General features: G+C 33.9%; 24 protein-coding genes. 15 read left to right on the top strand and 9 right to left on the bottom strand.

All coding sequences use genetic code 11. The annotated features are described in order from the left end of the window. Positions 1–182 (bottom strand): hypothetical protein (locus BM212_RS02775; RefSeq protein WP_143744894.1); only part of this gene is annotated, 182 nt, incomplete at its 3' end. Positions 183–358: 176 nt separating this feature from the next. Between BM212_RS02775 and BM212_RS02770 the strand changes: the two genes are divergently transcribed. Beyond that, the gene (locus BM212_RS02770) at positions 359–994 is read left to right on the top strand and encodes an SGNH/GDSL hydrolase family protein (protein ID WP_091896090.1); all 636 of its coding nucleotides are present in this window, start codon (positions 359–361) and stop codon (positions 992–994) included. 384 nt (positions 995–1,378) lie between these two features. After that, complete coding sequence (locus BM212_RS02765; protein WP_143744893.1) at positions 1,379–1,903, top strand: YrhK family protein; 525 nt, start codon at positions 1,379–1,381, stop codon at positions 1,901–1,903. A gap of 66 nt (positions 1,904–1,969) precedes the next feature. Here BM212_RS02765 and spx read toward each other — a convergent pair whose 3' ends face one another. Then, positions 1,970–2,389: a transcriptional regulator Spx gene (gene spx / locus BM212_RS02760; protein ID WP_091896084.1), complete on the bottom strand. Its 420-nt coding sequence runs from the start codon at positions 2,387–2,389 to the stop codon at positions 1,970–1,972. A gap of 302 nt (positions 2,390–2,691) precedes the next feature. On the opposite strand from spx, the gene BM212_RS02755 reads away from it, so the two are divergent. The 6 genes from BM212_RS02755 to BM212_RS02730 all read left to right on the top strand — a co-directional run bounded on the left by BM212_RS02755 (position 2,692) and on the right by BM212_RS02730 (position 7,739). Continuing rightward, on the top strand, positions 2,692–3,603 hold the full coding sequence (locus BM212_RS02755) for an aldo/keto reductase (RefSeq protein ID WP_091896081.1): 912 nt from the start codon (positions 2,692–2,694) through the stop codon (positions 3,601–3,603). 148 nt (positions 3,604–3,751) lie between these two features. Beyond that, positions 3,752–4,060 carry a phasin family protein gene (locus BM212_RS02750; RefSeq protein ID WP_072694273.1) on the top strand — a complete coding sequence of 103 codons (309 nt, stop codon included), beginning with the start codon at positions 3,752–3,754 and terminating at the stop codon, positions 4,058–4,060. 60 nt (positions 4,061–4,120) lie between these two features. Further along, positions 4,121–5,719, top strand: coding sequence for an ABC1 kinase family protein (locus tag BM212_RS02745; protein ID WP_072694274.1), 1,599 nt, complete (start codon positions 4,121–4,123; stop codon positions 5,717–5,719). 73 nt (positions 5,720–5,792) lie between these two features. Further along, positions 5,793–6,758 (top strand): aromatic acid exporter family protein, encoded by a 966-nt coding sequence (locus tag BM212_RS02740; protein ID WP_072694275.1) that lies wholly within the window; start codon positions 5,793–5,795, stop codon positions 6,756–6,758. 38 nt (positions 6,759–6,796) lie between these two features. Next, a complete protein-coding gene (locus tag BM212_RS02735) occupies positions 6,797–7,204 on the top strand; it encodes a DUF4430 domain-containing protein (RefSeq protein ID WP_091896078.1) in 408 nt (135 codons plus the stop codon). Further along, positions 7,197–7,739, top strand: coding sequence for an ECF transporter S component (locus tag BM212_RS02730; RefSeq protein ID WP_245750920.1), 543 nt, complete (start codon positions 7,197–7,199; stop codon positions 7,737–7,739). Before BM212_RS02735 ends, BM212_RS02730 begins: the two co-directional genes overlap by 8 nt. Positions 7,740–7,779: 40 nt before the next feature. On the opposite strand, the gene BM212_RS02725 is transcribed toward BM212_RS02730, so the two are convergent. Genes BM212_RS02725 through BM212_RS02715 form a run of 3 tightly spaced genes read right to left on the bottom strand, consistent with a single transcriptional unit; the run spans position 7,780 to position 9,938 of the window. Beyond that, on the bottom strand, positions 7,780–8,307 hold the full coding sequence (locus BM212_RS02725) for a hypothetical protein (protein WP_091896075.1): 528 nt from the start codon (positions 8,305–8,307) through the stop codon (positions 7,780–7,782). A 6-nt stretch (positions 8,308–8,313) separates the two neighbouring features. Continuing rightward, positions 8,314–9,321, bottom strand: coding sequence for a flotillin-like protein FloA (floA, locus tag BM212_RS02720; RefSeq protein ID WP_072694278.1), 1,008 nt, complete (start codon positions 9,319–9,321; stop codon positions 8,314–8,316). Between the two features lie 8 nt (positions 9,322–9,329). Beyond that, the gene (locus BM212_RS02715; RefSeq protein WP_072694279.1) at positions 9,330–9,938 is read right to left on the bottom strand and encodes an NfeD family protein; all 609 of its coding nucleotides are present in this window, start codon (positions 9,936–9,938) and stop codon (positions 9,330–9,332) included. Positions 9,939–10,486: 548 nt separating this feature from the next. On the opposite strand from BM212_RS02715, the gene glgB reads away from it, so the two are divergent. The 6 genes from glgB to BM212_RS02685 all read left to right on the top strand — a co-directional run bounded on the left by glgB (position 10,487) and on the right by BM212_RS02685 (position 20,181). Further along, on the top strand, positions 10,487–12,400 hold the full coding sequence (glgB, locus tag BM212_RS02710; protein WP_177206282.1) for a 1,4-alpha-glucan branching protein GlgB: 1,914 nt from the start codon (positions 10,487–10,489) through the stop codon (positions 12,398–12,400). A 98-nt stretch (positions 12,401–12,498) separates the two neighbouring features. Then, entirely contained in the window at positions 12,499–13,644 is a 1,146-nt protein-coding gene (locus BM212_RS02705) for a glucose-1-phosphate adenylyltransferase (protein WP_072694281.1), read from the top strand. Then, positions 13,634–14,797: a glucose-1-phosphate adenylyltransferase subunit GlgD gene (gene glgD / locus BM212_RS02700; RefSeq protein ID WP_091896072.1), complete on the top strand. Its 1,164-nt coding sequence runs from the start codon at positions 13,634–13,636 to the stop codon at positions 14,795–14,797. The genes BM212_RS02705 and glgD overlap by 11 nt, the downstream gene beginning before the upstream one ends. Positions 14,798–14,813: 16 nt before the next feature. Further along, entirely contained in the window at positions 14,814–16,253 is a 1,440-nt protein-coding gene (gene glgA / locus BM212_RS02695) for a glycogen synthase GlgA (RefSeq protein WP_091896069.1), read from the top strand. A 103-nt stretch (positions 16,254–16,356) separates the two neighbouring features. Next, complete coding sequence (locus BM212_RS02690; RefSeq protein WP_091896066.1) at positions 16,357–18,792, top strand: glycogen/starch/alpha-glucan phosphorylase; 2,436 nt, start codon at positions 16,357–16,359, stop codon at positions 18,790–18,792. A 138-nt stretch (positions 18,793–18,930) separates the two neighbouring features. Beyond that, positions 18,931–20,181, top strand: a complete 1,251-nt coding sequence (locus tag BM212_RS02685; protein WP_177206280.1) for an NCS2 family permease — start codon at positions 18,931–18,933, stop codon at positions 20,179–20,181. A 55-nt stretch (positions 20,182–20,236) separates the two neighbouring features. On the opposite strand, the gene BM212_RS02680 is transcribed toward BM212_RS02685, so the two are convergent. Together BM212_RS02680 and BM212_RS02675 are read right to left on the bottom strand one after the other, a co-directional pair. Continuing rightward, positions 20,237–20,578, bottom strand: a complete 342-nt coding sequence (locus BM212_RS02680) for a DUF4828 domain-containing protein (protein ID WP_072694285.1) — start codon at positions 20,576–20,578, stop codon at positions 20,237–20,239. 459 nt (positions 20,579–21,037) lie between these two features. Further along, entirely contained in the window at positions 21,038–21,862 is an 825-nt protein-coding gene (locus BM212_RS02675; RefSeq protein WP_091896059.1) for an undecaprenyl-diphosphate phosphatase, read from the bottom strand. Positions 21,863–22,237: 375 nt separating this feature from the next. Here BM212_RS02675 and BM212_RS02670 point away from each other — a divergent pair, with 375 nt between their 5' ends. Beyond that, entirely contained in the window at positions 22,238–22,735 is a 498-nt protein-coding gene (locus tag BM212_RS02670; RefSeq protein WP_072696025.1) for a PTS sugar transporter subunit IIA, read from the top strand. Positions 22,736–22,809: 74 nt separating this feature from the next. On the opposite strand, the gene BM212_RS02665 is transcribed toward BM212_RS02670, so the two are convergent. Next, positions 22,810–23,433 (bottom strand): flavin reductase family protein, encoded by a 624-nt coding sequence (locus tag BM212_RS02665; RefSeq protein WP_091896053.1) that lies wholly within the window; start codon positions 23,431–23,433, stop codon positions 22,810–22,812. After that, complete coding sequence (locus BM212_RS02660) at positions 23,433–24,443, bottom strand: ring-cleaving dioxygenase (protein WP_091896049.1); 1,011 nt, start codon at positions 24,441–24,443, stop codon at positions 23,433–23,435. The genes BM212_RS02665 and BM212_RS02660 overlap by 1 nt, the downstream gene beginning before the upstream one ends. Positions 24,444–24,450: the final 7 nt, after the last annotated feature.

Here is a 24,450-nt window from a genome sequence, read left to right as displayed (position 1 = left end):
ACTTTCGGTGGGTCATCAAGGGTCAATTTGTTGTAATCAAGCTTTGTGATATCGGTCCCTTTAGGTGGTCGATCACCCGCATCTTCAAGCCAAGTAATATAATCGTTTAAAAGTTGAATTAAACTGTTTTGCCACTTGATTTTATTAACTAAATACATGATAATCTGAAGTAGATTAGGCATCTCTTTTCACTCCTTAAGTGATGAATGTTTGTTTTAGTGAACTTCATTTTATCAGATTAAGGGGGGGAAGAGGTGCCTTTTTGTATTTTAATTGATAGAGCAACGATAGTTGCATTAAAACAACACGAAAAAACAAAAAAATTGGTAATTACTACTAAAAGAATAGAGGGTAAGAAATGAAGATTAAACAAAATGACAAAGTCTTGTTTATTGGAGATAGTATCACTGATGCGGGTAGAGATCGATTAAATAAAACGGATTTAGGCCAAGGCTATCCACTTTTAGTAGCAGCGGAGTTACAAGCATTACTTCCACAAAAAAAATTAACTTTTTATAATAGAGGTATATCTGGAAATCGATTAATTGATTTAAAAAATCGTTGGGAAAAAGATTGTTTAGATATTAATCCAGACATCGTTTCAATATTGATCGGTATTAACGATACAAGCCATCAAGTTACTAAAAGCGAAAAGATAGATTTAAAAGAAATTGATAAATTTGAGGAAAATTATCGTTTTTTATTGAAATCGCTTATCCAACGTACAGATGCTAGAGTAGTCTTGATGGAACCATTTGTACTTCCGTATCCCAAAAGCCGTATGAATTGGCGTAGAGAATTAGATCCTCGTATCCAGATCGTTCGAAAAGTTGCTAGAGATTATCAAACTGACTTAATCCCTTTAGATGGGATATTTAATTCAGCTGGAATTAGTAATGGATATTCTTATTATACAGGGGATGACGGAGTGCATCCGACAGTTGCTGGGCATGGATTAATTAAGAAAGCTTGGCTAGAGTGCTTAAAAGATTAAGTAGCGAAAAGATTGCATTGCAGATACATAAATGCTACAATACATGTTATGCGATGAGTCGATAAGTTCACGTTTGTGGACTTACAGCACAATACAGGTGTATTTATACACACAACAGGAAGTTGGTATTGGAGGACATTGGTGCTGTGAACACCAATCCTCACTTTATTTATAAAGTTGCTAAAAAAGACAGGGAATTTTCCCTGTCTTTTTTTTTGAAATAAAATCTGAATAATAATAGTATTAATTTTTGCATTTTATAATATCTGTTTTATTATTAGTTGCGAAATCCTTATTATAACAGGGGTTATCAGGACTTTATCTGAGACTAAAAAGTTGAAACATGATAAGCTTAATAGTGAAAAAGTTAAAAGGACTGGTGGTATGTCAAGAATAGAAACGAAAAAACATGATGTTAATCCTCGTAAAGACGAAGATATGATTGTTAAAGTTGGAAATTTCCGCTTATACTTTCAGAACTATTATACAATTATTTCTTTAGGCAATGACTTGGCTACAGGAGCCCTGTATCTTATTGGAAGCTTGACACAAGCATTTACTGACGCGGATGAAATTGGGAATTATTTATATATATTTGCCAGCTTTTTCTTATTGATGAGACCAATTATTAGAATTGTTCATAATATTTATCTCTATAGAGAAAACCAGTATCGCAGAGATGTATTAGGAGAAAAATTAGATGATGGATATTACGATGACTCTGAAGAAAATGGAATAGATTCAAAAGAAAAGAAACAAAAAGAAGAAGTACAAAAAGATACTCAAAATAAGCACGAAAATAAAGAACTAAAAGAAATTAAAGAACAAGAAAAACAAGAAGACGCAGATAAAGAAATTGAAATTATTTCAGATGATACAAGCGAAGCAGATAACGAGAACAAGAAATGAATTAATGAGTGATTGATCCAAAAAAGGTCATACAATTGATTTCTATCAATTGTATGACCTTTTTAATTATGCAATTTCGATTGCTTCTTCATTTGCTAATTTACGATGAATTTCAGCAAGCTCTAATTCACGTACTTCTCTTGGTAGGAAACAACGAATTTCTTCTTCATTATATCCAATCTGTAAACGACGATCATCCATAATAATAGGGCGTCTAATCAAACTAGGCTGATTTTTGAATAAAGCCAGTAGTTCATTCATAGATAAGTCTTCGATATCCACATCTAAGGATTGATATGCTTGAGAGCGATAGGAAATGATTTCTTCAGTACCTTCTTCAGTTAGGCTTAAAATATTTTTAATTTCATCTTGAGATAGTGGTTCATGAAAGATATTCTTTTCTTCGAATTCTAGATTTTGTTCTTCTAACCATGCTTTAGCTTTTCGACAAGACGTGCAGCTTGGTGATACATATAGTTTAATCATAATAAATTTGCTCCTTTTCAAAAGTTATGCGCAATCATTTATGTAAAATGACATTAGCTCAATTAGTTAACCTTAATTTGTGAACAATTTGTTACAACCCTTATATTAAAGACAATTGTTCATGAAATCAAGGCAAATTGACAAATTTTTGTCACAATTGGTGTTATTTAATAAAAGAAATTATATTGTCACAAAATTGTCATAAAATCCACTTTATGTTTTGAACAAATTAGAAGTTATCTCTCGATTAATTTCATTATTATTTATACAATGGGTATAGTCATAATAATAGGAGGAGAACAATGAATAAGATTTTATTAGGGAAAAGCGATTTATCGGTTTCTGAAGTAGCATTAGGTTGCATGAGAATGAATGCATTAGATAATGGTGCTGCTGTTAATGTTTTAGAATCAGCTAATGAGAGCGGAATCAATTTCTATGATCATGCAGATATTTATGGAAAAGGCGAGTCTGAAAAGACTTTTGCGAAAGCTTTGAAAAATAGTTCATTAAAAAGAGAAGATATTCTGCTTCAATCTAAAGCGGGGATTCGACAAGGATTTTATGACTTTTCAAAAGAACATTTATTAACTTCAGTGGAAGGTATTTTGAAAAGATTAGAGACTGATTATTTAGATGTACTATTATTACATCGTCCAGATGCACTAGTAGAACCTGAAGAGGTAGCAGAATTATTCACTCAATTGTACAAATCAGGAAAAGTTAAACACTTTGGTGTAAGTAACCATAGTCCTTATCAGATTGAACTGCTTGAAAAGTATATCGATCAAGATATTATTGCAAACCAGCTGCAATTTAGTGTTGTGCATACTGGTATGGTTGATGCTGGTATTCATGTGAACACGAAAGACCCACTTTCAGTCGATCATGACAGAGCTGTTCTAGATTATTGTCGGCTTAACAACATAACAGTTCAGCCGTGGTCACCAGTTCAAGGGGAAAATGGGGTTTTCTTAAATAATCCTCAATATAAAGAAATTAATGAAGTTTTAAGTAAAGTAGGAGAAGGGCATAATATAAATAATGAAGCAGCTTCTATTGCCTGGTTACTAAGACACCCAGCGAAAATGCAAGTCATTTTGGGTACTATGAACCCTGAGAGAATCAAAACTTATGCATCTGCCTCAGACGTCCAATTGTCTCGAGAAGAATGGTATGAGATTTACCGAGCTGCCGGAAACAAAGTACCTTAAAATAATCTAATAAATTTTATAAAAATCTTTATTATTTTAAGGTAATGTACAAGTAGATATTATCTGACAATCTATCAGACGAGTGCTATACTAAATGCAGTAGTAAAGTTTTTCTAAAAATCAATTGAATAAGGAAGGAGTACTTTTAATGTTAGTAGATGATTTAAAGAAAGCATTATTGATTGGGGTCGGCGGGACAGCCCTTGCGGTTGAAAAGTCGATGGAACAAATCGATAGACTAGTAGCGAAAGGTAAACTTTCAGTCGAAGAAGGCAAGTCGCTTACTTCTGAATTAATTCAAAAGAAAAATCAACATACCAATGATCTAGAAGAAAAAGAAAGATTAGAAGCGTTATTGCTGGAAATGAATGTTGCTCAAAGAAAAGACATTGACGATTTAGAAGCAAAAGTTCAAGAACTAGAAAAAAAATTAGAGAATCACCCTAACAATAAATAAACGGAATGGTGCTGGTTAGTTCATTCTAACTGGCACTTTTTATAGAAAGGAGGAGATTGTATGTCTAAAACAAGTAGAGAGCGACTCAAAGAAATAGCTTCAGTACTTGCATCATATGGTTTTGGCCATATATATAACACACGTATCAGGTCACGAGACAAAGAACAGGATGCAAAAAATCTTAGAAAAGCATTTGAAGAATTAGGACCAAGCTTTATAAAAATTGGACAAATTATTTCTACAAGACGCGATCTTTTACCTAATAACTATATTCAAGAACTTTCGAAGTTACGAGATGACGCTCCTCCTTTTTCTTATAATGAAATGCGTAGAATATTTAAAGAGGATTTAGGTTTATCACTTGAAGACGTATTTGCATATGTAGATGAACAGCCACTTGCCAGTGCTTCTGTTGCTCAGGTACATAAAGCAAGATTGAAAAGTGGCGAAAACGTTATAATTAAAGTTCAAAGGCCGGAAATTGAAGAAAATTTATTAAGAGATATCAGATTGTTTTCTAGAATTGTCTCTATGGCACCAAATACTGTCAAAGAAATGCTGGTAGATGCAGAGTCTGCCTTCAAAGAAATGCTGGAAACGACTAAAATCGAATTGGATTTTCGTAACGAAGCAAAATACTTAGTAAAATTTCGTGAATTAAATCAGTCAGCTAAAGCAGTTACTGCACCAAAACCTTATCTTAAATTAACTTCAAAACGAATATTAGTGGAAGAATTTGTGGATGGAATCAAAGGATTAGATTCTTCAAAAATTGTTTCAGCTGGATATGATAAACAAGATATAGCTGAAAAGTTAATGTACTCTTTTTTATCCCAAGTTTTTCATGATGGTTTTTTTCATGGAGATCCGCATCAAGGGAATTTGATTATTAAAAATCAGCAAATTGTTTTTCTGGATTTTGGAATTACTGGAGAATTATCTTCTAATGTTAGAGAAAGTTTAGTAAAACTAGTTAATTCATTAGTTCTCGAAGACATTGAAAGCATGATGAATATACTCTTGCAAATGGCTATCGTTAAAACAAAAGTCGATCGATTTGCTTTAAATGAAGATTTATCTGATTTCTATCACACCTATGTTTCGAGAAGCTTTAAAAATATAGATTTAAGCACTTTTTTTTCTGATGTGTTATATATTACCCATAAACATAAGATGATTATGCCAAATGATTTTCTGCTTTTAGCTAAATCACTTACTATCTTGGAAGGCGTTATTACTGAGTTATACCCTGATATCAATGTCCTTCAGATTGCAACATCCTACATTAAAACAAATGATAGTATTTCATTTTTCGATTCATTTTCAAAAGATAAATTAATGGTTGGATTATACCAATTTGCTCAAAATTCAGTTTCTATACCTATAAAGCTTACTAAAGCTTTGGATACAATCAACAATGGACGTATCAAGATTCATTTAGATCTAGTAGATGGAAATGTGAAGTGGACAGGACTAAATAAAATGGTTAATAGAATTGTATTTGCAGTGATTATTGCAGCTTTGATACTTGCATCAGCTGTTATTTTGGCAGTGGCCGAAGGAACAGGAGTATCTTTATTAGCTATTGTCATATTTATTGGGGCTGGAGTAATGGGCTTATGGTTACTGATTTCTATTATAAAGTCAGGAACATTATGATAGAATATAAAAAAGCTATGAAAAAATCCCTAATAGAAAATGGTTATTAGTTAGTGTAGGCAGGAGTTAACGGATGAACATAACAGTTAGAACAATCAAAATTACAATAGCATCATTGCTTGCTATTCTACTGGCACAAGGGTTGAACTTAGAACATCCATTAGCATCAGGAGTTATTGCCATTTTAAGTGTTCTAGAGACGAAACAAGAATCAATTAAGACCGCATTAGCACGTATAGGCTCTGCAATTCTTGGATTCATCATTGCGTCCATTTTATTTTATTTTATTGGATATACAATATTTGCCTTCTGCTTGTATTTGCTTATTTTTATACCTATCACTTGCAAGTGGAATTTGCAATCTGGTATTGCACCTACAACGGTACTTGTTACTCATTTTATGACTGCTCAGAGTATTTCCTGGGTATGGCAATTAAATGGTTTTGTACTGATGCTAATTGGAGTAGTGATGGCATTGCTGGTAAACAGTTGGATGCCTTCGCAACAAAAAGAATTAAACTGTTTAAAAGAAGAAATAGAAGAAGAAATGCGCGTAGCCTTAGTAATGTTTCAGTCTCAATTATTAGGAGAAAAAAATTTTTCATCAATTCATGAACATTTGAAACAATTAGATAATAAAATCCATGAAATGAATCATTTAGCATTTAAAGAATATGAGAATCAAGTAATAAATAGATCAGGATATTTTGTAAGATATGCGCAAATGAGAAAAGAACAATCTGTTGTACTTCAAAAAATTTATGATAATTTACCATTAATAAAGTTAGCAACTAAACAAAATGAAGTATTGGCCGATCTTTTTGTAGAAACTGCAGAACAGCTTCATGAAAAAAATACAGGCTTACAATTGCTTAACGATATTTTAGACTTATATATTGAATTTAAGCAATCTGACTTACCCAAAACAAGAAGCGAGTTTGAGAGTAGAGCTAGTTTGTTTCAAATTTTGAATGATTTTGAGCGTTTTATCAAAATCAAAAGAGAATTTTACATAAATGAACAGTCTTCGCTCAGTTAAGAAGAATCAATTTATCAAAAGATTTGAGGAAAATAAAAATGAAAAAAGTTATTGGAATTAGTTTATTCACTTTTTTACTAACAGGTTGTGTAAATAATGAAGAAAATAGTAAGCAAGATGACACAGACAAAGCAGATACTGATGAATTAGTAACAGTAGAATTTGAGTTCGATATTGATGATGATATTTACAATATAGATGAAAGTAAGATAAATAAAACAGTTGAACTTAGTGCAGATACGTCTTTACTAAATGCAATGAGAGAGCAATATGATGTTAAAGATGAAGAAGGGTATATCACATCGATAGAAGGTTATGAACAAAGCCAAGAAAAAAATGCTTATTGGCTTTATGAAATAAATGATGAATTTGCACAAGTAGGTGCAGCAGAATATATACTAGAAGATGGAGATGTAATCAGCTGGGAACTTGAGACAAGTGAATAAACCGAAAGCTTTTTCCGTTTATCATATGACTGTACTGGCGCTTATGATTGCAGTGACTCAAACGAGCAGGCTGTTGTTTAGCTTTATCCCTAATGTTCAGCCTTTGACTGTGATTTTAATTCTATTGACGATATCATTTGGAACAGTAGATGCTCTTATTGTAGGATTAGGTTCAATTTTTTTATCAAATTTAACATTGGGTATGGGACCATGGACGTTAGCTCAAATCCTTTCTTTTTCTGTTATCATTTTATTGTCAAAACTTCTTGCTTTGAGTATTAATAAAGTTAGGAGGCCAATGTTCATTTGGCTTATATTTTCAGGTGCTACAGGTATTTTATACGGCATGATTATTTCTATCGTTCAAGCGCCTTTTTACGGAATGACAATACCTTCTTTATTAGGGTATTGGTTGGCTGGTCTATGGTTTGATATGTATCATGCAGTAGGCAATATAGTGTTTTTTCTATTATTATATCCAACCTTAGTTCCATTACTGAATAAAATTAATAAAAAAATAATAAAAAGTCAGTAAACTCCTAAATGTAAGCTTGGGAGTTACTGACTTTTTAATTTTATAGTGACTTATCTCTAAAAGTAACAGGTTTGTCTAATATTTCTTTATAAATCATAGCGTTGACTAGACTTTTATCATTAATTAAAAGTGCTGGATTTTTAGCCTTTTTAATTACCTTAGTATTTTTAAAAGTTGTCACTTCTTTTAGAACAGATTCGTTTGAATTCCTTCGAGTATTGTTTGCACGATCCTGACGAGCACGACCTCTAGAACGATCAATATTCTCACGTTCTAGTCTGCGACGTTCCCGTTCAGTAGTAAGGTTTTTAACTGCTTCTTGTTGAGATGCAATATTTCCAGAAGGCTGGTTTCGTTCTGTATTTTCATATCTTCTGTTTGTTCTTGATTTAGCATTACGTGGTGCTTTATCACTTGAAGAACTTGCAGAGTAAGTTTGAACAGGTTTATCGAAAACAGACTTTTTTTTCTGTGATTGTTTTGCACTTTTTTTACTTATTGAGCCCATAATTCCTGTCACAACAGTGAAAAAGATAAAAAGCTGAAATAACCAAATTAATATTTCCATATTTTATCACTCTTCTTCGTCAGTTGGGCCAGCTTGATTTGATATAGAACTTCTCATATCAGTATCAGCATTTATATTCTGCATTTTATAGTAATCCATTACACCGATGCTGCCATTACGTAATGCTTCAGCCATAGCAAGTGGTACCTTAGCTTCAGATTCCACAACTTTTGCACGCATTTTCTGAGTTTCAGCACGCATTTCTTGTTCTTGTGCAATCGCCATTGAACGTCTTTCTTCAGCTTTAGCTTGAGCAATATTTTTGTCAGCTTCCGCTTGTTCAGTTTGTAGTTTAGCCCCAATGTTACGTCCGACATCAATATCAGCAATGTCTATTGACAGTATTTCAAATGCAGTTCCAGAGTCTAAGCCTTTACTCAATACAGTTTTTGAAATCATATCTGGATTTTCTAATACATCTGAGTGTTTATTTGCAGAACCAACAGTTGTAACGACACCTTCACCTACACGGGCGATGATTGTATCTTCTCCAGCACCACCGACTAGGCGTTCGATATTAGCACGTACAGTTACTTTAGCTTTAGCAATAATTTCAATTCCGTCTTTAGCTACTGCTGCAATATCTGGAGTTACAATAACTTTAGGGTTTACAGAAAACTGTACAGCTTCAAAAACATTTCGTCCTGCTAAATCAATAGCTGCTGCTTTCTCAAACTCTAAATCAATATCTGCACGGTGAGAAGCAATCAATGCGTCGATGACTGTGTTGACATTTCCTCCAGCTAAATAGTGAGCTTCTAACTGATTCGTGTTTAATTCGATACCCGCCTTAGTAGCTTTGATTAAAGGTCTGATAATCGCATGAGGACTGACTTGTCTCAAACGCATCCCAACTAGAGTGCCGATTCCAACTTTAACGCCTGAGAAGTAAGCAGTGACCCATAAACCTACAGGTACAAATCTTAAAAAGATACTGAGTAAAATAATAACTATTACAGCAGTAATAATGATGCCTATAAATCCTTCTCCTGTATATCCTTCCAAATTTTTCATCTCCTAATCTATTTTTTTCTAACTAAAATTTTAGTACCTAACACTTTTTCAACGATTACTTCCGTGTCTTTAGAGATGTGACCCTCCGAACTTAAAACATCTACAAGTGTTTCATCGGTTATCCCAAAAGAGACTTTTCCGGATGGACGTAAAGGAGTTTTTGCAATTCCTTCTAGTCCAGGTTTAATCTGAGTTGTCTTTTTCTTAGAATCAGTTTGTTGAGACACTTGTATGTTGGTGTTCAATATTAGCTTATTGACATTGGCAAGCGAATATCCGTTACGGACAAGATAAAAAACAACACCCGCAGTAATAACTATAGACATACTTAAATCACGGATAGTAGTTCCGATATCTCCGATTGTCAGATATAATCCTACAATTAACAGAATGCTACCAATCGCTCCAGCGATGCCGAACTCCGGAATGAAAATCTCAAAGATAACAAGCAGTAGTCCAATCGTAAACAACAAGACAGGCAACCAGGTATGAACACCGATGAAACTGAAATATAAAATAAAACTAATTAAAGTCAAACCTAGTCCAGTTTTAGATAATGGTGTCAGAATAGCAACAGCGACACCGATAAAGCCAACAGCTAGTAATAATCCTTCCATTTCTTAGCCTCCTTTTGAGTTATGTAACCTCCTTCAATTATCTTACACTCATAATGATATCATTTTAACATACTAAAGTCATCGGTCTAGAGTCGGATTATAAAGAGTATTTTTATTTATTACCTAATCCTATTCGTTACAAAATTCTGAATATAAAGGTTAAAGTAATAACGATAGTTTTTTTAATGTTAAGCGTGAGACAAACCATTAAAATAGAATAAAAACTTATAATTTGAATAATTATTAAGTAAGAGAAGTAGCGGATGGCAGGGTTTTCTGACCTACGAGTTTGTTAGTAACTTCTTATGTGATAACTAATGAATCTATAAACACTTTAGCAATGAAGTTTATAGAAAATAAAACTTCTTACCTTTTCTCCTCTTATAAGTGAAATCGCTTGGTAAAGAATGAAAACTAGGATACAATATTTATATAAGTGAATATTTATATGTTTTAAAGTAGATTAATTTATTTGTACATTTTTAATATTAAGCAAAAGCGAAATTATGAGAAGTATGTTCTCGTATAAAATGAAAGGAGGTCCTTGAATGAGAGATGAAATTATAGCAAAGCAAACCAGTCTAGAACATGAAAAATCTAAGTACTTATTTAATATAGGAGAAAACTATGATAGTTACCTTACATTAGGATGCATCAAAGTTGAGAATGGTTTCCGTTTTGCAGTATGGGCGCCCAATGCAATAGAAATATTTACGGTAGGTGATTTCAATCATTGGCAGGAAGAAGCTGTGATGGAAAAAGATCTGAAGACCGGAATCTGGGAGATTACTATACCAGAAGCTAGAGAAGGCGATCATTATAAATATAAAGTAGTTCAGGCCGATGGAACAGTTAATTATAAAATTGATCCATTTGCTCTAGCCTTTGAAGTTAGACCGAAAGATGCATCTGTAGTCAAGGCATTACCTGATAAAAGATGGTCTGATGGAGGGTGGATGGCTAACAGAAAAAAGCGAGCTATTTATGAAAGGGCACTGAATATTTACGAAGTACATTTCAGTTCCTGGAAACAGCATCCAGATGGCTCCTGGTATACGATGAAGCAACTTCAAGAAGAGCTGATTCCATATGTAAAAGAAATGGGATATACCCATATTGAATTTCTCCCTCTCATGGAGCATCCTCTTGATGCAAGCTGGGGATATCAAGTAACAGGGTTTTACGCTGTTTCGTCTAAGTTTGGTACCATGGAGGACTTCCAAGATTTTGTAGAAGCTGCACATAAAGCAAATATTGGAGTGATAATGGATTGGGTTCCCGGTCACTTTAATCGAAATAATTATGCACTGGCCTATTTTGACGGTACCCCGCAGTTTGAATATGAAGAAACTAACCGGGCTGACAACAATCGCTGGGGCACATTAAATTTTGATATGGGAAAAAATCAAGTTCATAGTTTTCTTATTTCTAATGCTTTATTCTGGATTGAACAGTTTCATCTTGATGGTTTAAGAGTAGATGCAGTCAGTAATATGTTGTATCTGGACTATGACCTTGGAGAATGGACACCAAATGAGGATGGAACAAATCACAACCGCGAAGGGGTACGATTTATTCAGAAAATGAATAAAACAATTTTTGGAAGACATCCTGATTTGTTAATGATGGCTGAGGAGAGTACTGCTTGGAGTAAAGTTACACATCCTGTTCACGAAGGCGGATTGGGATTTAACTATAAATGGAATATGGGATGGATGAACGATACTCTGAAATTTTTCGAAATGGACCCAATCGATCGAAAAAACAGCTTTAATTTAATTACCTTTTCATTTATGTATATGTTCAATGAAAATTTTATTTTGCCAATTTCACATGATGAAGTTGTCCATGGGAAAAAATCATTAATGCATAAAATGTACGGTGATCGTTATAATCAATTTGCTGGTCTCAGGACAATTGAGACATTTAAAATAATGCATCCTGGGAAAAAGTTACAATTTATGGGTTCCGAATACGGCCAGTTTTTAGAATGGAAATATAATGAAGGTCTGGAATGGAAAGACTTAGAAGATCCTCAAAATAATTATCATCATGAATTTACTAAAAGATTGAATCAGTTTTACAAAGAAGAAAAAGCATTATGGGAAATAGATCATCATGCAGAAGGTTTTGAAATATTAGATGCAAGTAACAATGAAGAAACTGTTTTATTTTTCATTAGAAAAGGCAAAAAAACTAGAGATTTCTTAATTGTCCTCTGTAATTTTGTTCCTGTAGAGCGCCGAAGCGTTAGGATAGGAGTTCCTTTTAAAGGACAATATGAAGAAGTCTGGAATACCGAATCAAAGTCATTTGGAGGAACTTGGACAAAAGGACAAGGAGTAATAAAATCCGAGCCAGTTAAAAAACATGGTTATGGTCAGTCAGTTAGCTTAATACTGCCGTCACTCAGCGTAGTAGTATTGAAGCCTAAGCGTATATATGGTGTCCCAAAACAGTAGATGTTAAATTAAAAGTTAAAATAGATAGGTAAAAGTAATGAAAAAGATAGAACGAATTTAAGGAGGGAAGGAAGGTCTAAGGATACTTCCAATAACATATGAAAACAGAAACAGTAGCTATGATACTAGCTGGTGGGCAAGGCTCACGGTTAGGAAAATTAACGAAACAAATTGCTAAGCCTGCTGTACCATTTGGAGGAAATTATCGAATTATAGATTTTGCTTTATCCAATTGTGCAAATTCGGGTATTAATAATGTAGGTGTAGTAACACAATATCAGCCGCTAGTATTAAATCGTCATGTAGGAAATGGAGCAAGCTGGGGATTAAATAGACATAATGGAGATGCAACGATCTTACAACCTTATTCAAGTGTCGACGGAGAAAAATTTTTTAGAGGAACCTCACATGCTGTGTACCAGAATATTAATTATATTGATCAAAAGAATCCGGATTATGTTGTGATTTTATCAGGAGATCATATTTATAAAATGGATTATGAAAAAATGCTGGATTTCCATAAAGAAAAGGCTGCCTCGCTTACTGTAGGGGTTATGCCGGTAGAGTGGGAAGAAGCGTCTCGTTTTGGAGTAATGAATACAGACCGTACAGATCGCATTACTGAGTTCCAGGAAAAACCTGATGAACCGAAATCTAATCTGGCATCCATGGGTATCTATATCTTCAACTGGCCAAGATTAAAGCAATATCTTGTGGATAACCAATCCAAGAATAGACAAATGGATGACTTTGGACATCATGTTATTCCAGCTTATTTAAGAAATAGTGAAGCAGTTTATGCTTATAAGTTTAAAGGATACTGGAAAGATGTTGGAACAGTTGAAAGTCTATGGAAAGCAAATATGGAATTTTTAGATCCTGATCATGAATTAAATATAAGAGACGCAGACTGGAAAGTGTACTCCCAAAATCCCAATACCACTCCGCAGTTTTTAACAGATACAGCGAAAGTCAAAGATTCGATGATTACCGATGGTTGTTACATTTCTGGAGAAGTTAATCATTCTGTGCTGTCGCATAATGTCAAGATTGGCAAAAATTCGGTTATCAAAGATAGTGTGATTATGTCGGGAGCTGTGATTGGCGAGAATGTAATTATTGAAAAAGCGATTATTGGAGAAAATGCCAATATATATGATGGTGCAAGGATTGTTGGAGAAAATGGAGAAATATCTGTAGTTGGATATGAAGAAGAAGTAGGAGGATACAAAGATGCGGAATAAAATAGCAGCAATATTTAATTTAGTAGAAGATGATGAAAAACTTAGACCTTTAACAAATAGAAGACCAATAGCGTCTTTGCCCTTCGCTTGTCGTTACCGTTTGATAGATTTTCCGTTTTCAAGTTTGTATAATGCCGAAGCTGTTTCAGCAGCCTTGTTTATATCAGAATCTGGACATTCACTTTATGATCACATCAGATCTGGAGCTACTTGGGGATTGGATTCTATTACTGGTGGAGGGGTTTTTACACACTCGCAAATACGCCTAAAGACAAACACAACCGAGCATAAATATTCAGCTTCTTATTATGATGATCATTATAAGTATGTTACAAGTTCTAAGGCAGAATATATTTTATTAATGGGTTCAAGTATGCTGGCAAATATTCAAATCAAATCTATAGTGAATTACCACAATGACAAAGCTAGTGATGTAACCATTGCTTATAAAAATATTTTGAGAAATTCATTAAGAGAAGATACGGTATACGATAAATATAATTTTGATGAAGATAAGACTGAAAGAGTTACAAGTATTACCCCACTGTCTGAAACTCCCTTTGATGATGCACTGGTCCCTGTTGGAATTGAAGTGATGGTCATCAACAAAAAAACATTCTTGGATTATCTTCAGAAAGCTAGAGAACGTAATTTATGTGTTAGCGTTAAATCTTTTGCCCAGTTGGCGTTAGCACAGGATGACAAGGTGTATGGCTATGAATATACAGGATATTTAAAAGCTATTGAAGATATCCAAAGTTACTTTGATGCAAATATGGAAATGTTGAATGAAGACCACTTTAATGCCTTGTTCTATAGAGCAGATCCAGTTTTGACACGTTCTAAAAATTCAGCTCCTACATTCTATGGGCCAGAAGCCCAAATCCATAACTCTCAAGTAGCAAATGACTGTGAGGTTTATGGAGAAGTGACTAATTCACTACTATTCAGAAGAGTGAACATTGCAAAAGGAGCTAAAGTTGAGAATTCTATCGTTATGCAGAACTCTTATGTAGAAGAGGGCGCTACACTTAAATACGTAATCTTAGATAAGCATGTCTATGTGAAAAAAGGGGCACACTTAGAAGGGACACCTGAAAATCCTATCGTTATCGGTAAGAACGAGATTGTTAAAGGAAATAGAACTTTATGAAAGGATGAAAAACACGATGAATATTGCTTTTACAGCTTCTGAATGTGCTCCTTTTTTTAAAACAGGTGGACTTGGAGACGTTATGGGTGCTTTACCAAAAGAACTTGCAAAAGGTGAACATGATGTTCGAGTGATTTTGCCATATTATAAACAAAAAATGCCAGAAAAATATCAAAGCCAGTTAAAAGATGTTACCAGTTTTAACTTGAGAGTTGGCTGGCGTAATCAGTATTGTGGAATTAAAGAATTGAAACAGGATAATGTAACTTATTATTTTGTAGACAACCTTTATTATTTTGATCGACCTACCCTGTATGATTATGGTGATGATGGAGAAAGGTTTGCCTTTTTCTCTCAGGCAGTAATTGAAATGCTTGAGAAAATTGATTTCATTCCGGATATTTTACATGTGAATGACTGGCAAACTGCGGTTATCCCTGTATTACTTAAGGACAAGTATCACTGGGTCAATGCTCTTAAAGATATTAAGACTGTATTAACTATTCATAATATCCTGTTTCAAGGTAAGTTCGATCAGGTTGTGTTATCTGATTTATTTGATATGGGCTACAGCGCTTATCACGATCATGGACTAAAATACGAAAATCAAGTAGGTTGGTTAAAAGGTGGTATTTACTATGCGGATTTAGTCACCACTGTAAGTCCAACTTATGCGGAAGAAATCAAGACACCGGAGAATGGATATGGCTTAAATGACGATTTGAGCAACATATCTTATAAATTAGTTGGTATTTTAAACGGAATTGATTACGATATCTATAATCCAGAAAAAGATCCGACAATTCCGCATAATTTTTCATCAAAAGATTTTTCTGGGAAAACTAAAAATAAATTACTCCTTCAAAAAAAGTTTGGACTACCCGAGAATGAAAACGTTGCTTTAATTGGTGTAGTAACTAGACTAGATGAACAAAAGGGAGTACAGCTGATTACCGAAGCAATGGATGAGTTAATGTCATATCGGAATGTTCAAGTTGTTCTGATCGGGACCGGGAAAGATTACTTCGAAGATTCGTTCCGATATTTTTCAAATCAGTATCCTGATAAATTTAGTGCAAGAATTGAGTTTGACAGTGAACTTGCTCAACTGATTTATGCAGGGGCTGATGCTTTCTTGATGCCTTCTAAATTTGAACCATGCGGGTTATCTCAGCTTAATTCTTTGAGATATGGTACATTACCGATTGTGCATGAAGTCGGAGGCCTAGTGGATACTGTTACAGCCTATAATCAGGAAACTGGAGAAGGAAATGGATTTACTTTCTATAGTTTTGACGCTAAAACTATGTTGGATACAATCGACAGAGCGCTGACTGTTTATTATGAAAAACCTGATCAATGGAAATCTATGATGATCAGAGGGATGAATAAAGATAATAGTTGGCATAAATCAGCAGAAAAATATTTAGGTCAATATAAATATTTAGTATACTAATAGGTGTATCCCTTGGATTTTTCTTAGCTCTAATTGAACAAGAGAAATCCAAGGGGTATTTGTATAAATTTTTGAAGAGTAATTTTAGATTGGGGATGAATCTATGTTTAAATCAACTAAGGAATTTACTAAAGAATATAAAAAAATGTTCGAAAACCTGTATGCTTTTACTTATGATCAAGGAACTAATGAGCAGCAATATATTGCTTTAGGGACTTTGATTAAAAATAAATTATCAAAGAACTGGCAGGCTACCCGTGAACAGTACTTAAATGATAAAGTGAAACAAGTTTACTATTTCTCAATGGAATTCTTGCCAGGACGACAATTAAAGAGTAATTCCTATAACATGGGAATTCTACCAATGATTGAGGCAGGAGTAAAAGAATTAGGTTTAGATTTCGAAGAGTTGATAGAAGCAGAAGCAGATCAGGCTTTGGGAAATGGCGGATTAGGGCGCTTAGCCTCTTGCTTTATGGATTCTCTAGCTTCATTGGGTATTCCTGGCAACGGAAATGGCATTCGTTATCAGTATGGACTGTTTCGCCAAAAATTTGTAGATGGGTATCAAGTAGAATTACCAGAGTACTGGTTGCGTAATCAGAATGTATGGGAAACAAGAAATGATCAGTCTTCCTACATAGTTCGATTCGGAGGTAATGCTTGGCTGGAAATGGACCATCAGGGGCACTGGATTCCCAAATATGAAAATACGCTAAATGTTTTAGCAGTACCTTACGATACGCCAATGGTGGGTTATCGTACTAATAAAATCAACAATCTGCGATTATGGTCAGCTGAAATTCCTGTAGAAGAGGAAGAAAATTATCATACTGTACAAGAGACTGAACCGATAAAAGAAATTACACAAGTTCTGTATCCGGATGATTCAAACTATGAAGGAAGATTATTGAGACTAAAGCAGGAATATTTTATGGTCTCAGCGGGTGTTCAATCGATCGTTAAACAGTTTCGTAAATATAATCTTCCAAGAAAGCATTTTCCAGAAAAAATAGCCATGCACATTAATGATACACATCCCTCACTCGTTGTTCCTGAATTGATGAGGATACTAATTGATGAAGAACATTTAAGCTGGGAACAGGCTTGGGAGATTACAGTCAAAACCTGCAGCTATACTAATCACACTGTACTGAGAGAAGCCTTAGAAAGATGGCCAATAGATATGATGCAGTCGCTTCTACCAAGAATTTATATGATCATAGAGGAAATCAATCGAAGATTTGTTGAAGAGTCATTACCATTATATGGTGAAAAAATCACTTGGCAGACAGCAATTCTACAAGATGGAATGGTAAATATGGCTCATTTGGCAATTATTGGTAGTCATAGTGTAAATGGTGTAGCTCAACTGCACACAGAAATATTAATGAATGATGTTTTAAAAGATTTTTTCACCATTTATCCAGAAAAATTCAATAATAAGACAAATGGAATTACACAGAGACGGTGGATCCATTTAGCAAATCCTGCTCTTACTCAATTAATTGATGAAAAAATAGGAGAAGAGTGGAAACGAAATCCTGCAGAATTAAAATTATTGAAAAGCTTTGAACATGATGAGGAAACACTGAATGAACTAGGGAAAATAAAATATCAAAACAAAGTAAAACTGGTTAAATATATTGAAGAAGTTCAAGGATTAAAAATTAATCCGAATGCGATATTTGATGTACAAATTAAAAGACTTCATGCATACAAAAGACAGCATTTAAACGCTTTGCATATTTTAGACAGATATTTAAGAATTAAAGATAACCCCTCAATTGACCTACAGCCAAGAGTTTTTATTTTTGGTGCTAAAGCCGCTCCAAGTTATCAGTATGCTAAACAAATTATCAAGTTAATCAATGCTATAGCGAATCTGGTAAACAATGATCCAGATATTGGGGATAAATTAAAAGTTGTCTTTTTTGAAAATTATGGTGTTTCATTAGCAGAAAAAATAATTCCAGCAGCAGAAGTTAGTGAACAAATTTCACTTGCAGGTAAGGAAGCTTCTGGAACCAGTAATATGAAATTGATGGCAAATGGTGCAATGACTCTTGCTACGTTAGATGGGGCAAATATTGAAATTAAAGATTACGTTGGAGAAGATAATATCTTTATTTTTGGATTATCCAGTCGAGAAGTTGCTGAATTAGAAAAAAATCATATGTATCACTCTAAAGATCTATATGATTCGAATGAACGGTTGAACAGAGTTTTAAATGCATTAGTAGATGGAACGATTCCAAATGCTCCACAAGAGGGCGGAGCGGTTTTCGATGCGCTAGTCCACTATAATGATGAGTATTTTGTTTTAAAAGATTTCGATGATTATATCAGGGCGCAAGACCAAATTGATCTGATTTATTCGGATAAGAAAGAATGGAATAGAAAGTCTTTACTTAATATCGCAGCATCTGCTCCTTTCTCGGCTGATTATACAATCAAACGTTATACTGAAGAAATCTGGAAAGCAAAGCCTCAATGCAGCGGGGATGAAGGAGTTCATCCATTGAACGAACCACTCTAACAGTTTTCTGAGATAGAAAAGACATGTATCAAATATGTAATATTCATGACTAATGTTTATTTAAGCTTCCTATTTCGTTGATTAATTGATACACTATAACGTGCTGTGTCTTTAATAAAAGCAAAAGGACGAGATAATGTGTTAAATAGATTTGAATTAGACAATTTTAATACCTCTGTTAAACAAGAGGTACTTGCCGGTATCGTAGCTTTCTTTTCGATATCTTATATATTATTTGTTAATCCGAGCATTCTTTCTCAAGCAGGTGTTCCGGAAGAATACAGTGTTTTCTCAACAATTTTTATAGCAGTGATTGGTACCTTTTTAATGGGCACTATTGCAAACGCTCCTGTCGTAATGGCTCCGGGAATGGGAGAAAATGCTTTTTTCACTTTCACCTTAGTAGCTGGTTTAGGCTTAACATGGCAGCAAGGACTAGCTTCAGTAATTATAACAGGCATACTGTTTGTAATCGTTGCTTTTTTAGGTATTATGAAGCTCTTCAGCGAATCTATCCCTAAAGAATTAAAGCAAGCCATTACGATTGGTATAGGCTTATTTCTTATACTGATTGGACTAGAGAATACTGGACTATTGATTGATGGGACGTTTAATTTAAACGGGATTGGATTAGCGGGTCTTTTCTTAGTTATCATTTTAAAACGTATAAATGTAAAAGGTGGCTTTTTAATTGCTATTTTATTGACGACTGTATTATATTGGCTTGTCAATTTTGAATCAATAGAAGCAGTTAGTTTTAATCTAAAGCCAATAACGGAATATAGTAAAATGCTGACAGCAGCAGATTATAGTAATATGTTTAGTTTTGAGTTCTGGTTGGGTGTGTTTTCACTACTAATGCTTTTGATCTTTGAAACAATTGGTATGCTAGAAGCGCTTATCCCAGATCAGAAAAGAATAAACAAAGGATATAAAGTAGGTGCTGTATCAGGATTATTATCGGGGCTGTTAGGAACTAGTCCGGCAATACCAGTTGCTGAAAGTGGTGCTGGAATTGCTGAAGGCGGAAAAACAGGATTGACTGCCGTCACTGCTAGTATGCTGTTTTTATTTTCAATTATTCTTACGCCTTTTTTATCATATATTCCCTCAGAAGCTGTTGGACCTGTCATTATTGTGACGGGTGCAACGATGGCTCTTGCTAACTTGAAAATAAGGCTCGAACATTTATTGGATTGGATACCTTTGATATTAATTATCCTGATGATTCCTCTTACAGGCAGCATTGTAGAAGGAATGGCTTATGGATTCATTGCTTTCCCCATTGTTAAATCAGTAACAGGTAGAAGAAAAGAGACGAATTCCGTATTATGGGTGATTAGTATTTTGTTCTTATTCACACTAGTTTCAACATTTTTAATTGCATAATCAAAAATCGTTCAGACACAGGAAAATATCCTATTCTCTGAACGATTTTTTTATTTTATTTTTTTTCGATTGGATAAGTGGTACCATCTAGTTCATCGAATAAAAAATATTTTTCATTATCTTTTCTTTCAAGGATCAAACTATAACCAAAATGATCTTTCATAATTAATTGATGGGGTGATTTTTGAGGCAATATACTCTTCAGGGGTTTAGTGTTATATTTTCCTGTACCCTCAGAAAATATTTCTAATGAAATTTCTTGCAGAGATTGCGGGACATAGACAGACCATTTCCCAACTAATTCATTTTCAGAAATTGAATGTTTAATCGTACTTGATAAACTATTTTTAGATCGAAATGATCTTGTGAATTTTCTAAATAGAGATGAAAATTGCATTCTTAAGATACTCCTTTTAGTTTCCAAACTGGCAACTTATTGTTAAGAGTACTATACCGTATATTTGCTTTAAATGAGTATCAATTATATTACATTTTACCGTGATTTTGCTAAAAATAGGTTAGTTATATTACAGTTCAGGCAATTTAAACTTATAAAATAAAAATTATTACATTTCAAGAAGATGATACTGAAAAAACGAACCTTAATGATTTACTAAAAATTAAAAACATTAGCAAGAATGTTATCTAATATAAATGATGCCGGGACAAAACTAGATAGAATGTAAAATCCCGTCAAATCTAGGAAATTCAATCCTTGATTTGACGGGATTTCTGGTTGTTATACACTTCAAATTATTGCTCAATGGAGACTTCTGTCCCAGCCTTATTAGGTTATAGGCTTATTTTTTTAATTAGGGATCTATTTGGAACAGCTATGTGTAAATCAAACATTTAATCAGCCGATAATCCAGAAATAACCAATGACGATAATTCCTATAATGATTCTATACCATCCAAATGAACTGAAATCATGACGGCGGATATAAGTCATCAGGAATTTAATTGCCAATATTGATACGACAAATGATACAAGGCAGCCAGCAAATAAGATAATCAATTCAGCAGATGTAAAGTCAAATCCAAATCCTATTATTTTCAACAAACTAGCACCCATCATAATCGGAATAGACATAAAGAAAGAATATTCAGCGGCGATAGGTCTTGCAGTACCAATCAGAATCGCACCGATAATAGTTGCCCCTGATCTAGATGTCCCAGGAATCAACGCCAGCACTTGGAAGAAACCAATAATCAGTGCTATCTTATAAGTCAAGTCTTTCCAAGTCACAATCTGAGGTTCTAATTTTTTATTTCTTTTTTCAATTACGATAAACGCAATTCCGTAAATAATCAAAGTGATGGAAACAGTGATCCAATTAAAAAAGTATTGATTGATCATATCGTCAAAGAGTAGACCGATTATTCCAGCGGGAACAACACCGACCATGACTTTTAACCAAATATTCCAAGTTTCTTTTTTTTGGTCTTTGTCTTTAGATGGAGAAAAAGGATTCAATTTATGAAAGTAAATCAAAATAACTGCCAATATAGAAGCCAGCTGAATAACTACAAAAAACATTTCTTTAAATTCTGGAGTAGCATCGAGAACCATAAATTCATCAAATAAAATCATATGGCCTGTGCTGCTTACGGGCAGCCATTCTGTAATACCTTGTACAATACCTAAGACAATTGCTTTTAAAATTTCGATTAATAACATAATAAACTCCTATTCCTTTATGTATGATTATTCTTGAACTTGTCTATCATACCGAATTTTTTTAAAGATTCCAACTATTCTAGTTAATATTATAAATCCTTAATTAAAATATAAATATTGAATCCTCTCATTATGATTATATCTAATACAAAGTTTCTTATTGAATCAGCAATTTATTCTTTCATATTTAAAATAAAATTTATGAAATCGAAAAATTTTTCTTCAAATTTAAAGATTAATAATTGATGGCTCATATTGATTCAAATATTCTTAATAATTATGGTAATATAAAGTATAATCAAAATGAATGTAAGATTAAACCTTATCATTCAGAAGTTTACTACCAAAAAAATGAAAGCAGGGATAATAATGGGAATGTTCGATTTTCTAAAAGGTAAAAGCGGAGACAGCGATAAGACGCAAACGCTAACAAGTCCAGCCAATGGTAAAGTTATTGCGATTGAAGAGGTAGATGATCCTGTATTTTCTCAGAAAATGATGGGAGACGGATTTGGAGTTGTTCCTAATGACGGTGATGTTTATGCTCCTGGATCTGGGAAAGTTGTCAGTGTTTTTCCAACTCAACATGCTGTCGGTTTAGAGCTGGATAACGGTGTGGAAGTATTAGTTCATATTGGTATCGACACAGTCGAATTAGAAGGAGCTCCTTTTAATACATTAGTTAAAGAAGGAGATACAGTAACACCAGACACTAAAATTTCTACTGTAGATTTGGAAGCGTTAGCTGCTTCTGGTAAAGAAAATACAGTTATTATTATATTCAGTAATATGGAACAAGTAGAAAAATTTGACTTAACAACTACAGGAGAAACAACAAAAGGTTCTGAGATTGGAACAATTTCTGCAAAATAGAATTTTATAAAAAGGCACAGATCAAATTAAATTTGATCTGTGCCTTTTTCTTTTCGTGGGTTTGCAATAAGAATTTATTTTGTTGGTCTTTTATAGGAAAACAGTTGTCCCATTTCTGCATATTGGCTTCCGGATAGTCGAGCAGTAGGGTTCAGAGCTTCTGGTATAATATACTCTTTTTCAGCATCAAAAACCGTTTCATCAAAATAGTAATCTGTCACTTTTAACAACAATAAGTCTGATACGATATTTCCTTCTTCATCTTTTACAGGGACATGTTGATGTAGGATTGTTTCAAACCGTATCTTTGCTTCTTTGATCCCTGGGACAGTAATTGTAGAACTTTCTATCAGGTTTAAATCTGTTCTGTCCAATTCGCTTTTATCTGAAGGAAGTGGGGCCGAGGTTGCATTCATTGCTTCGGTTAGACCTATATCAACAATATGCACGACAGCTTGCTTTTGCTCAAGAATATTTCGGGCAGTATCTTTCATTTTAAAATCATTACGGAGTACAGCTACAGTTAGTATAGGAATTTGGTTGGAGGCCGCACTGAAAAAGCTAAATGGTGCAGCATTCACTATATCTTCTTGTATATTCAAAGATGTAACCCAAGCAATTGGACGAGGGATTACACTGCCAGAAATGAATTTGTACTCTTGCTTTTTATTAAGATCCTTTGCTTTAAAATGATACATTATTGAACCTCATCAAAGCCGAAGTACTCTTTTTCGAAATTCTTTGTACTTCTAACTGTATCTATCGGGCGAACCATTTGTTCAATTTGTTCACGATGTTCTTCATAAGCCGGTGGCAATGCCAACTTTTCTCCTAGATTATCGTAACTTTCTTGATAATCAATAAATCCGGGACCATCTGTGGCAAATTCAAATAATACTCCTGGATACATGCGAGAATAAAGAGATTCAAAATAGAAACGATCCACATATCCAGAATTTGGAATACCTAAATTGCTGATGCGTTCTGTCCAGTAGTCAAGAACTTCTCTGTCTTCTACACGGAATGCTACATGGTGAACACTGCCGTAGCCTTGTCGAGCAGGTGGGAGTACTGTGCTTTCTTCAATAATCACTCTACCACCGTTTCCACCTTTGCCCATTTCAAATAGTGTATATTGATTTTCTTTTGCAATTTTTTTAAAGTTCAACGTGTTTTCTAGAACTGATGACATTCGTTCAAGATTAGACACTCTGATTATGACAGGTCCCAAACCGTAGATTCCAAACGCTTCAGGTACTGGACCATTTTTCCAAGGTTTTCCAGGTGCTACGCCTTCAAGATTTTCATCAGAGACTAATTGATACTGCTGCTCATCGAAGTCTTCAAATTGGATCACTTTTACACCAAATTGTTCTTTGATTTCAGAATGTTTAACGTCATAATGGTCAAAGCGTTTTAGCCAATAATCTAATGCACGGTCATTTGGAATTCTAAAAGAAGATCTGGAAATATCGTTGGTACCTTTTGAACCTTTTGGAGTATTCGGAAAATCGAAGAACGTCATATCTGTTCCTGCATTTCCTTCATCGTCAGCAAAAAACAGGTGATAAGTTTGAATGTCATCTTGATTAACCGTCTTTTTCACTAACCTTAATCCTAATATATTTGTAAACCATTCATAATTTTTTTCTGCGCTGCTTGTTATTGCAGTAATATGATGAATACCTTTTAATTCTTGGTTTGTCATTTTATTG

The organism is Marinilactibacillus piezotolerans, from assembly GCF_900114235.1.
In the GTDB taxonomy this organism is placed as follows: domain Bacteria; phylum Bacillota; class Bacilli; order Lactobacillales; family Carnobacteriaceae_A; genus Marinilactibacillus; species Marinilactibacillus piezotolerans.
Note: the sequence above shows the minus strand (reverse complement) of the source record. Positions and strands in the feature narration are given on the sequence as shown.